We start from the raw sequence: 11,077 nt of genomic DNA on the forward strand, positions 1-11,077 counted from the left end.
GTAGTGTGACGGACGATTTTGCACCAGACGGTCAGCTGGCGAAAGCGATACCAGGCTTTAAGCCGCGAGAACCACAGCGACAGATGGCGGTAGCCGTCACCCAGGCGATAGAAAAAGGCCAGCCGCTGGTGGTGGAAGCAGGAACCGGTACGGGCAAAACCTACGCTTACCTGGCTCCTGCGCTGCGGGCGAAAAAGAAAGTCATTATCTCGACCGGCTCAAAAGCGTTGCAGGATCAGCTCTACAGCCGCGATTTGCCAACAGTCTCAAAGGCATTGAAATATACGGGCAACGTGGCGCTGCTGAAAGGGCGCTCAAACTACCTCTGCCTCGAACGTCTCGAACAGCAGGCGCTGGCGGGGGGCGATCTGCCGGTACAAATCTTAAGCGATGTGATCCTGCTGCGCTCCTGGTCTAATCAAACAGTCGATGGTGATATCAGCACCTGCGTCAGCGTGGCGGAAGATTCACAGGCGTGGCCGCTGGTCACCAGCACCAACGACAACTGTCTTGGCAGCGACTGCCCGATGTATAAAGATTGCTTTGTGGTCAAAGCACGTAAAAAAGCGATGGACGCCGATGTGGTGGTGGTAAACCATCATCTCTTTCTGGCGGATATGGTGGTTAAAGAGAGTGGATTTGGCGAGTTGATCCCTGAAGCGGACGTCATGATCTTCGACGAAGCCCACCAGCTACCGGACATTGCCAGCCAGTATTTTGGTCAGTCACTCTCCAGTCGACAACTGCTCGACCTGGCAAAAGACATCACCATCGCCTACCGCACCGAATTAAAAGACACCCAGCAGTTACAAAAGTGCGCTGATCGTCTTGCCCAGAGTGCGCAGGATTTTCGTCTGCAACTCGGTGAGCCAGGTTATCGCGGTAACCTGCGTGAGCTGTTAGCTAATCCGCAAATTCAGCGGGCATTTTTACTGCTCGATGACACCTTGGAACTTTGTTATGATGTGGCGAAACTGTCACTGGGGCGTTCCGCCTTGCTGGATGCGGCATTTGAGCGCGCCACGTTGTATCGCACACGGCTGAAGCGGCTAAAAGAGATCAATCAGCCGGGCTACAGCTACTGGTACGAATGCACTTCGCGCCATTTTACTCTGGCTCTCACGCCGCTCAGCGTGGCGGATAAATTCAAAGAGTTAATGGCGCAAAAGCCCGGTAGCTGGATCTTCACCTCAGCAACGCTGTCGGTGAACGACGATCTGCATCATTTCACCTCGCGGCTTGGGATAGAACAGGCGGAGTCGTTGCTATTGCCAAGCCCGTTTGATTACAGCCGCCAGGCGTTACTCTGTGTGCCGCGCAATCTGCCGCAAACCAACCAGCCAGGTTCTGCTCGCCAGTTAGCGGCAATGCTGCGACCGATCATCGAAGCTAACAACGGTCGTTGTTTTATGCTTTGTACCTCGCACGCCATGATGCGCGATCTGGCCGAGCAGTTCCGCGCTACCATGACGCTTCCCGTTTTGTTGCAGGGGGAAACCAGTAAAGGCCAACTGTTGCAGCAGTTTGTCAGTGCCGGTAATGCGCTTCTTGTGGCAACCAGTAGTTTCTGGGAAGGGGTGGACGTGCGTGGCGATACATTGTCATTGGTAATTATCGACAAATTGCCGTTTACCTCGCCGGATGATCCACTGTTAAAAGCGCGCATGGAAGATTGTCGTTTGCGCGGTGGCGACCCGTTCGATGAAGTGCAACTACCAGATGCCGTCATTACTCTCAAACAGGGGGTAGGTCGACTGATTCGCGACGCCGACGATCGTGGCGTGCTGGTGATTTGTGACTATCGGCTGGTGATGCGTCCTTACGGCGCGACGTTTCTCGCCAGTCTGCCGCCCGCGCCACGCACCCGTGACATTGCCCGTGCGGTTCGTTTCCTTGCGATACCATCCTCCAGGTAATTTGTTACGGAGTATGGTATGATGCGCGCCTTTTTATTGATCTAAGCACGAAGACCCATGCGAATTCTGGCTATCGATACCGCGACAGAGGCCTGCTCTGTCGCCCTGTGGAACGACGGTACTGTCAACGCTCATTTTGAGCTTTGCCCTCGTGAACATACTCAACGAATCTTACCGATGGTGCAGGATATCCTGACCACCAGCGGAACTTCCCTGACTGATATTAACGCTCTGGCTTACGGGCGCGGCCCCGGTAGCTTTACCGGCGTGCGCATTGGTATTGGCATCGCGCAAGGGCTGGCGCTTGGCGCGGAATTACCGATGATTGGCGTCTCCACGCTAATGACGATGGCGCAAGGGGCGTGGCGCAAAAACGGCGCAACACGCGTGCTGTCAGCCATTGATGCGCGAATGGGCGAAGTTTACTGGGCCGAATATCAGCGTGATGAAAACGGTATCTGGCACGGTGAAGAAACCGAAGCCGTACTCAAACCCGAACTCGTTCATGAACGAATGCAACAGCTTTCCGGCGAATGGGTGACGGTAGGGACGGGCTGGCAAGCCTGGCCGGATCTCGGTAAAGAGAGCGGGCTGGTTTTGCGCGATGGCGAAGTGTTACTCCCCGCTGCAGAAGATATGCTGCCGATTGCTTGTCAGATGTTTGCCGAGGGTAAAACGGTGGCGGTGGAACATGCCGAGCCGGTTTATTTGCGTAACAACGTCGCATGGAAGAAACTTCCGGGCAAAGAATGAATCTTAAGAGTATGCCCTGAGAAAAAAAGGAGTCGCATCATGGCGGTTCAAAAGAATGTTATCAAAGGCATACTGGCAGGTACGTTTGCGCTAATGCTGAGCGGTTGTGTCACTGTGCCGGACGCCATTAAAGGCAGCAGTACCACGCCGCAACAAGATTTAGTTCGGGTGATGAGTGCGCCGCAGCTGTACGTTGGTCAGGAGGCACGCTTTGGTGGCAAAGTGGTTGCGGTACAAAACCAGCAAGGGAAAACCCGCCTGGAAATTGCTACCGTACCGCTGGACAGCGGAGCTAGGCCGACGCTGGGAGAACCTTCTCGCGGTCGCATTTATGCCGATGTGAACGGTTTTCTGGACCCGGTGGATTTCCGTGGACAACTGGTTACGGTAGTCGGGCCAATCACCGGTGCGGTTGACGGCAAAATCGGCAATACGCCCTATAAATTTATGGTGATGCAAGTAACGGGTTACAAACGTTGGCATTTAACCCAGCAGGTGATTATGCCGCCTCAGCCGATTGATCCATGGTTTTATGGCGGTCGTGGCTGGCCCTATGGCTACGGCGGATGGGGCTGGTATAATCCCGGCCCCGCGAGAGTACAAACAGTTGTAACCGAATAATTGCTTGTTTTTAAAGAATGCAGAAACAGCGGCTGGTCCGCTGTTTCTGCATTCTTACGGTAAAGATAAAAATAAATAGTGACGCGCTTCGCAACCTTTTCGTTGGGGAATTATCAAGCTGGTATGATGAGTTAATATTATGTTAACGGCGTGTATATCATTTGGGGTTGCGATGACGACGAACACGCATTTTAGAGGTGAAGAATTGAAGAAGGTTTGGCTTAACCGTTATCCCGCGGACGTTCCGACGGAGATCAACCCTGACCGTTATCAATCTCTGGTAGATATGTTTGAGCAGTCGGTCGCGCGCTACGCCGATCAGCCTGCGTTTGTGAATATGGGGGAGGTGATGACCTTCCGCAAGCTGGAAGAACGCAGTCGCGCGTTTGCCGCTTATTTGCAACAAGGGTTGGGGCTGAAGAAAGGCGATCGCGTTGCGTTGATGATGCCTAACTTATTGCAATATCCGGTGGCGCTATTTGGCATTTTGCGTGCCGGGATAATCGTCGTAAACGTTAACCCGTTGTATACCCCGCGTGAGCTTGAGCATCAGCTTAACGATAGCGGCGCATCGGCGATTGTTATCGTGTCTAACTTTGCCCACACTCTGGAAAAAGTGGTTGATAAAACCGCCGTTCAGCACGTAATTCTGACCCGTATGGGCGATCAGCTATCTACGGCAAAAGGCACGGTAGTCAATTTCGTTGTTAAATACATCAAGCGCTTGGTGCCGAAATACCATCTGCCAGATGCCATTTCATTTCGTAGCGCACTGCATAACGGCTACCGGATGCAGTACGTCAAACCCGAACTGGTGCCGGAAGATTTAGCCTTCCTGCAATACACCGGCGGCACCACAGGTGTGGCGAAAGGCGCGATGCTGACTCACCGCAATATGCTGGCGAACCTGGAACAGGTCAACGCCACCTATGGGCCGTTGCTGCATCCAGGTAAAGAACTGGTAGTAACGGCACTGCCGCTGTATCACATTTTTGCCCTGACCATTAACTGCCTGCTGTTTATCGAACTGGGTGGGCAGAACCTGCTTATCACTAACCCGCGTGATATTCCAGGGTTGGTAAAAGAGTTAGCGAAATATCCGTTTACCGCTATCACTGGCGTTAACACCTTGTTCAATGCGTTGCTGAACAATAAAGAGTTCCAGCAGCTGGATTTCTCCAGTCTGCATCTTTCCGCAGGCGGTGGGATGCCTGTTCAGCAAGTGGTGGCAGAACGCTGGGTGAAACTGACCGGACAGTATCTGCTGGAAGGTTATGGCCTGACCGAGTGCGCGCCGCTGGTGAGCGTTAACCCGTATGATATTGATTATCATAGCGGTAGCATCGGTTTGCCGGTGCCATCGACGGAAGCCAAACTGGTGGATGACGACGACAACGAAGTACCACCGGGTCAACCGGGTGAGCTTTGTGTCAAAGGACCGCAGGTGATGCTGGGTTACTGGCAGCGTCCGGATGCTACAGATGAGATCATCAAAAATGGCTGGTTACACACCGGCGACATCGCGGTGATGGATGAAGAAGGATTCCTGCGCATTGTCGATCGTAAAAAAGACATGATTTTGGTTTCCGGTTTTAACGTCTATCCCAACGAGATTGAAGATGTCGTCATGCAGCATCCTGGCGTACAGGAAGTCGCGGCTGTTGGCGTACCTTCCGGCTCCAGTGGTGAAGCGGTGAAAATCTTCGTAGTGAAAAAAGATCCATCGCTTACCGAAGAGTCACTGGTGACTTTTTGCCGCCGTCAGCTCACGGGATACAAAGTACCGAAGCTGGTGGAGTTTCGTGATGAGTTACCGAAATCTAACGTCGGAAAAATTTTGCGACGAGAATTACGTGACGAAGCGCGCGGCAAAGTGGACAATAAAGCCTGAGCGTTAAGTCAGTCGTCAGACGCCGGTTAATCCGGCGTTTTTTTTGACGCCCACTAAAGAGAAAACAATTTGAATTACCAAATGATTACCACGGACGATGCGCTGGCTTCTTTGTGTGAAGCCGTCCGTGTCTTTCCGGCGATAGCCCTGGATACTGAATTTGTTCGTACGCGCACTTATTACCCGCAGCTGGGGTTGATTCAACTTTTCGATGGCGAGCATCTGGCGCTAATTGATCCTCTCGGGATCACCGACTGGTCACCGCTGAAAGCGATCCTGCGCGATCCGTCCATCACAAAATTTCTCCATGCAGGCAGTGAAGATCTGGAAGTGTTCCTCAATGTCTTTGGCGAATTACCACAACCCTTGATTGACACGCAAATCCTTGCTGCCTTCTGCGGACGCCCGATGTCATGGGGTTTCGCTTCCATGGTGGAAGAGTATTCCGGCGTTACGCTGGACAAGAGTGAATCGCGCACCGACTGGCTGGCCAGACCGCTGACCGAACGTCAGTGTGAATACGCAGCGGCGGATGTCTGGTATCTGTTACCGATCACCGCCAAGCTTATGGTAGAAACGGAGGCCTCCGGCTGGCTACCTGCGGCGCTGGATGAATGCCGCCTGATGCAAATGCGTCGTCAGGAAGTCGTTGCGCCGGAAGATGCCTGGCGTGATATCACCAATGCCTGGCAGTTACGCACACGCCAACTGGCCTGTCTGCAACTGTTAGCCGACTGGCGACTGCGCAAGGCGCGAGAGCGTGATCTGGCGGTGAACTTTGTCGTGCGTGAAGAGCATTTGTGGTCGGTCGCGCGTTATATGCCGGGAAGTTTAGGCGAACTGGACAGCCTGGGTTTATCCGGTAGCGAAATCCGCTTTCACGGTAAAACGCTGCTGGCGCTGGTGGAAAAAGCGCAGACATTGCCGGAAGATGCCTTACCGCAGCCGATGCTTAACCTGATGGACATGCCTGGTTATCGTAAAGCGTTTAAAGCGATTAAGTCGCTGATTACTGACGTGAGCGAAACGCATAAGATCAGCGCCGAATTGCTGGCATCGCGTCGGCAAATCAACCAACTGCTGAACTGGCACTGGAAACTGAAACCGCAGAACAATTTGCCGGAGCTGATTTCCGGCTGGCGTGGTGAGCTGATGGCGGAAGCATTACACAATTTATTGCAGGAATATCCGCAGTAAAATCTTCCGAAGCCGGACTGGGCGCGCTCAGCGCCACATCCGGCTTTGGCAAACTACAAATCCAACACCAGGCGTTTACCCTTCGCACGCGAACAACAGATCAACATACTTTGCTGGCTGGCACGCTCTTCATCGCTAAAATACTGATCCCGATGGTCAGCTTCACCTTCCAGTATTGCCGTTTCGCAGGTTCCGCATACCCCTTCACGACATAAACATTCCACTTTCGCGGCTTTATTATTTTCAATAACCTGCAAAATAGTCATCTCTTCCGGCACCACAAACTCTTTTCCGGAACGGGCAAGCACCAGGGTAAATGCATCGCCGGTTTTGTCTTCGATAGCAAATTGCTCAAAGTGCAGTGTATCGGCGGCGATGTCCAGACGCGCAGCTTCACTTCTTACCGCTTCAATTAGCGCCTCGGGGCCACAGGTATAAACGTGTGTGCCAGGTTCGATATCCGCCAATAATCGCGCTAATTCCAGTCGTGTTCCGGTTGATGAATGATGCAAATGGACTTTCTCAGCCTGCGGATGCTGGACTAGCTCAGCACGAAATGCGCAACTTTCTGGATTTCGCGAGCAGTAATGTAGCTGCCAGTCGATGTCGCTGTGTTGCAACTCTGCCATGTGCGACAGGAAAGGGGTGATACCAATACCGCCCGCGATAAACAGATGCTTTCTGGCTGAGGGAATTAGCGCAAACAGGTTATTAGGCGTTGAGATCGTTAACCGATCGCCCACTTTTACCTGCTGATGCAAAAAGCGGGAACCGCCGCGCGAGTTTTCTTCCAGTCGAACGGCAATCTGATAACTAGAGGTGTTATGCGGTGAACTCAGTAGTGAATACGCATTGCTGTACTGGTTATCACCATCGCTCATCTGCACTAGGATGTGACTTCCTCCGGTGAACGCAGGCAGCGGTTTGCCATCGGTTGCCACCAGCGTGAAGCGTTTCACCTGTTCGGTAAGGGGTTCAACCTGGCTCACCTGTACTTCAAACATTTGATAGTCTGACATTGCTGTACTCCATCAAAAATCAGCCCAGCGGCGGAAAATACCGCCGCCGATGTCATTAGTCCTTAAACACCTGCGCCAGCAGATTATGGAAATGGGCGATACCATGTTCGGAAATGCCACTACCGCTACTGTCGGCCATGATGCGCCCCTGACCACGATAGCCACGCGATTTCAGCCCTTTCTGTACGCTTTCAACCAGACGTAAATCTTCCGGATGGAACACATCGCGATACCACTCAATCAGCGATTTTTGCTCGTCGGTTAACTCTTCATTGGTGAAGTAAATATCGTAGTTTTGCAGGGTAGTTTCAGAATCCACCGGGAATTCATAAATGACCGTCATCATCCCTTTGATCGGGGTGACGTTCAGCATCGTGCACGGCCACAGCCAGAAACCGTGGAATGCCGCATCCGTACCCTCTTCAAATTTAAACGACTGTTCGGACGGTTTGGCGAAACCGTATTGCAGCGTCCAGTTACCGTGCATGGTGTGCCAGTAACGATCAACCTGTACGGAGTCGGAGAAACCTAGATGCGCCGGACCACAGTGATAGCACTCGAGATAGTTATCGACAATGTTTTTCCAGTTGGCAGGCGTGCGGGTGGTAAAGCGGGCCGCTAGTTTCAGATTGTGGACTTCCGGGCAGGCTTCCAGCACTTTCGCGCCCAGACCGGTGTATTGATTCACTTGAAGTACGAAAAAAAACCGGGAGGACATTGGATTATTCGGGTTCTGATGGGATTAGATTTGGTGGGGCTTGCAAGCCTGTAGCGCAAATTTTAGTCGTTAATCAATGAAACGCGAAAGATAGTAAAAAATTGCTTTTGTTTCATTGAAAATACGAAAAACAAAAACACTGCAAATCATTTCAATAACAGCTTCAAAAAACGTTCAAAACCGATAACAACCAGGCTGTAACCAAATGACTCATATCACAAATCAGCTCATGCCGTTTAGGTATGTTACATGTGTGATTATGTGAGGTGAAGTATGTTTTAGCTGGTTCATGGTTGTTATACGGCTTTTTTTACATCTTGTGGTTCTTGTGAAGGAGCTACAAGACCTTCCTGTTCATAAATACCATACTTTGACAAAATCTTTTTACGAGTATCTGTTGGTAATGATTCAAGCATTTTGGCTGTTTGTAAGGTTTGCTGCGAAATACCTTGCAAATCAGCCTGGATGGAATCATCGGAAGAAAAAATCTCAGGCATAAGAGCTTCAAATCCTTTCTTTCTGAACAACTCAATCGCAGAATGCAGTTCCTTGTCCTCTAACAATTCGACAATTGCGATCAGTTTAGTTTTCAATGTGCTGCGGTCAGGTTGAGAATTTTTATTCTCTTGATTATTTTTATGCTCAACCATTGGCATGCTCTGACTTTGGATAAACCACTCTATTGGACGCCCTGTTGCGTAGGCTATTTGTGCTAATCGATCTAAAGACGGGTATGTCTTGCCAGACAGGTAGTTTCTGATAACCCCATCAGAAAGTCCGCACTTAGCTGCAAACGCCCGGCTTGATTCTCCATTCATTGCCTCTTCAAGGCGTTCCTTGAAACGCATTATTTCCGGGGGCATAAAAATGCGCTCTGCATTTTTGCTTTCTTTTTCACCTGTCATGCCCAATCTCTCTGTTATATAAAGAATTTTACAGAATTCTTTGATTTGCACTGGTTAAAATAAAAATGCGCATAGCTTTTGAATTGAGCATTTTTCTGCGCTATCGTTTTTCCCGATAGCGGTAGCCGGTATCAGTTACCGAAAACGTTAAGAGAGTAAGGATCGCAGAATGTCAGCAAAAAACCAAGACTGGCACGCAGAGCAGATAAAGGCTGCTGTTCGTATGAAGGGGAAGACACTATCTCAATTATCCAGAGAGGTGAGGTAGCCTGAGTTTAACGGACACTCCTTCCTGAAATAGAATGGCATCAGAAGGAGCTAATAATGAGCAGAAAAACCCAACGTTACTCTAAAGAGTTCAAAGCCGAAGCTGTCAGAACGGTTCTTGAAAATCAACTTTCGATCAGTGAAGGCGCTTCCCGATTATCCCTTCCTGAAGGCACTTTAGGACAATGGGTTACCGCCGCCAGAAAAGGGCTCGGTACTCCTGGTTCCCGCACGGTGGCTGAACTGGAATCTGAAATTCTGCAACTGCGTAAGGCGTTAAATGAAGCTCGCCTTGAGCGAGATATATTAAAAAAAGCAACAGCGTATTTTGCACAGGAGTCGCTGAAAAATACGCGTTAATCGAACAATGGCGACAACAATTTCCCATTGAAGCGATGTGTCAGGTATTTGGTGTATCCAGGAGCGGTTATTACAACTGGGTACAGCATGAACCCTCAGACAGAAAACAAAGTGATGAGCGGCTAAAGCTGGAGATTAAGGTGGCACATATCCGCACTCGCGAAACATATGGAACCCGGCGGCTCCAGACGGAGCTGGCAGAGAATGGCATCATCGTTGGTCGTGACCGACTGGCACGTCTTCGTAAGGAGCTGAGGCTACGCTGTAAGCAGAAACGCAAGTTCAGAGCGACTACGAACCCGAACCACAATCTGCCAGTTGCGCCAAATCTGCTGAACCAGACGTTCGCTCCTACAGCACCAAATCAGGTCTGGGTGGCGGACCTGACGTATGTTGCCACACAGGAGGGATGGTTGTACCTCGCTGGCATCAAAGATGTTTATACGTGTGAAATTGTCGGCTACGCCATGGGAGAGCGCATGACAAAAGAGCTGACAGGTAAAGCCCTGTTTATGGCGCTCAGGAGCCAGCGCCCACCTGCCGGGCTAATCCACCACTCTGATCGAGGTTCACAGTACTGCGCATACGATTACCGGGTCATACAGGAGCAGTCTGGTCTGAAAACATCAATGTCGCGTAAAGGTAACTGTTACGACAACGCTCCGATGGAAAGCTTCTGGGGAACGCTGAAAAATGAGAGCCTGAGCCACTATCGTTTTAATAACCGGGATGAAGCCATCTCAGTAATACGGGAATACATTGAGATTTTCTACAATCGTCAGCGTCGTCACTCTCGTCTGGGGAATATCTCCCCGGCAGCCTTCAGGGAAAAATATCATCAGATGGCTGCTTAAAAAAAGAACAAATGGTAGTATCCGCTATTGCCAGTACACCTCAAGGCAGGCTTAAAGCCTGACACTATGCGTAACGTATTTCGCTGCCATATACCACGATACGAAGCAATCATTGCTAGATATTTGGATATGGAACCAGCCCAGATTTGGCCTTCTCGGTATATGGAGAAAACATCATGTTAACCCATTGGGTAACAGCGCAAGAATGCGTAGGAATGTCATGCTTTCCTAAACATGAGGTGAGTATTCGCCGCAATCTTGAAAAGCTTGCAGCCAATCATCCAGAACTACGTCGCAAGCGTACGGGTTCAAAGGCTTTGGAATTTCATATATCAGTTCTACCAGCGGCAGCACGTGCTGAGTTGTTATTAAAATCTGAGCAAATAGAAACAAGCTAGGGGTATTTTGAAATCGCCCGCCCCACGCTGGAAGCGCACGATTACGATCGTGAGGCACTGTGGAGCAAATGGGATAAAGCCAGCGATTCCCAGCGCAGACTTGCTGAAAAATGGTTGCCTGCGGTTCAGACTGCAGACGAAATGCTGAACCAGGGCTGAAGCGTTGGTTTCTTTCCAC

General features: G+C 50.6%; 8 protein-coding genes, 2 pseudogenes and 2 other annotated features. Of the genes and pseudogenes, 7 read left to right on the forward strand and 3 right to left on the reverse strand.

Annotation, left to right across the window (positions count from 1 at the left end; genetic code table 11):
• Nucleotides 1–5 precede the first annotated feature (5 nt).
• The 5 genes from SF1420 to rnd all read left to right on the forward strand — a co-directional run bounded on the left by SF1420 (nt 6) and on the right by rnd (nt 6,378).
• Complete coding sequence (locus SF1420) at nt 6–1,916, forward strand: hypothetical protein (protein ID NP_707314.1); 1,911 nt, start codon at nt 6–8, stop codon at nt 1,914–1,916.
• A 57-nt stretch (nt 1,917–1,973) separates the two neighbouring features.
• Nucleotides 1,974–2,669, forward strand: a complete 696-nt coding sequence (gene yeaZ, locus SF1421) for a hypothetical protein (RefSeq protein NP_707315.1) — start codon at nt 1,974–1,976, stop codon at nt 2,667–2,669.
• Nucleotides 2,670–2,708: 39 nt separating this feature from the next.
• The gene (locus tag SF1422; protein ID NP_707316.1) at nt 2,709–3,290 is read left to right on the forward strand and encodes a hypothetical protein; all 582 of its coding nucleotides are present in this window, start codon (nt 2,709–2,711) and stop codon (nt 3,288–3,290) included.
• Nucleotides 3,291–3,429: 139 nt separating this feature from the next.
• Nucleotides 3,430–5,181, forward strand: a complete 1,752-nt coding sequence (gene fadD / locus SF1423; protein NP_707317.1) for a long-chain-fatty-acid--CoA ligase — start codon at nt 3,430–3,432, stop codon at nt 5,179–5,181.
• A gap of 81 nt (nt 5,182–5,262) precedes the next feature.
• Nucleotides 5,263–6,378, forward strand: a complete 1,116-nt coding sequence (rnd, locus tag SF1424; protein NP_707318.2) for a ribonuclease D — start codon at nt 5,263–5,265, stop codon at nt 6,376–6,378.
• 53 nt (nt 6,379–6,431) lie between these two features.
• Here the strand turns inward: rnd and yeaX are convergent, their stop codons facing one another.
• The 3 genes and pseudogenes from yeaX to SF1427 form a co-directional block, all read right to left on the reverse strand.
• On the reverse strand, nt 6,432–7,397 hold the full coding sequence (gene yeaX, locus SF1425) for a diogenase subunit beta (protein ID NP_707319.1): 966 nt from the start codon (nt 7,395–7,397) through the stop codon (nt 6,432–6,434).
• A gap of 55 nt (nt 7,398–7,452) precedes the next feature.
• Nucleotides 7,453–8,072 (reverse strand) — a sequence feature (Similar to Escherichia coli K12 conserved hypothetical protein gi: 1788103 (375 aa). BLAST with identity of 99% in 206 aa. This CDS has been truncated. The sequence has been checked and is believed to be correct.).
• Nucleotides 7,453–8,072 (reverse strand): annotated as a pseudogene (yeaW, locus tag SF1426). It overlaps the preceding feature by 620 nt.
• Nucleotides 8,073–8,278: 206 nt before the next feature.
• A pseudogene (locus tag SF1427) lies at nt 8,279–9,020 on the reverse strand.
• A 260-nt stretch (nt 9,021–9,280) separates the two neighbouring features.
• Nucleotides 9,281–10,544, forward strand: a mobile genetic element.
• Between SF1427 and SF1428 the strand changes: the two are divergent.
• Both SF1428 and SF1429 read left to right on the forward strand, forming a co-directional pair.
• Complete coding sequence (locus SF1428; RefSeq protein ID NP_707321.1) at nt 9,345–9,647, forward strand: insertion sequence element IS600 transposase; 303 nt, start codon at nt 9,345–9,347, stop codon at nt 9,645–9,647. It overlaps the preceding feature by 303 nt.
• Nucleotides 9,683–10,501, forward strand: coding sequence for an insertion sequence element IS600 protein (locus SF1429; RefSeq protein NP_707322.1), 819 nt, complete (start codon nt 9,683–9,685; stop codon nt 10,499–10,501). Its footprint lies within the feature at nt 9,281–10,544.
• Nucleotides 10,545–11,077: the final 533 nt, after the last annotated feature.

The sequence above is a fragment of the Shigella flexneri 2a str. 301 genome (genome assembly GCF_000006925.2).
Taxonomy (GTDB): Bacteria; Pseudomonadota; Gammaproteobacteria; order Enterobacterales; family Enterobacteriaceae; genus ECMA0423.

Bases quoted from the DNA above. Each gene is read 5' to 3' on its own strand.
- yeaZ (NP_707315.1), top strand. From the start codon at position 1,974: ATGCGAATTCTGGCTATCGATACCGCGACAGAGGCCTGCTCTGTCGCC.
- SF1422 (NP_707316.1), top strand. From the start codon at position 2,709: ATGGCGGTTCAAAAGAATGTTATCAAAGGCATACTGGCAGGTACGTTT.
- fadD (NP_707317.1), top strand. From the start codon at position 3,430: ATGTTAACGGCGTGTATATCATTTGGGGTTGCGATGACGACGAACACG.
- rnd (NP_707318.2), top strand. From the start codon at position 5,263: ATGATTACCACGGACGATGCGCTGGCTTCTTTGTGTGAAGCCGTCCGT.
- yeaX (NP_707319.1), bottom strand. From the start codon at position 7,397: ATGTCAGACTATCAAATGTTTGAAGTACAGGTGAGCCAGGTTGAACCC.
- SF1428 (NP_707321.1), top strand. From the start codon at position 9,345: ATGAGCAGAAAAACCCAACGTTACTCTAAAGAGTTCAAAGCCGAAGCT.
- SF1429 (NP_707322.1), top strand. From the start codon at position 9,683: ATGTGTCAGGTATTTGGTGTATCCAGGAGCGGTTATTACAACTGGGTA.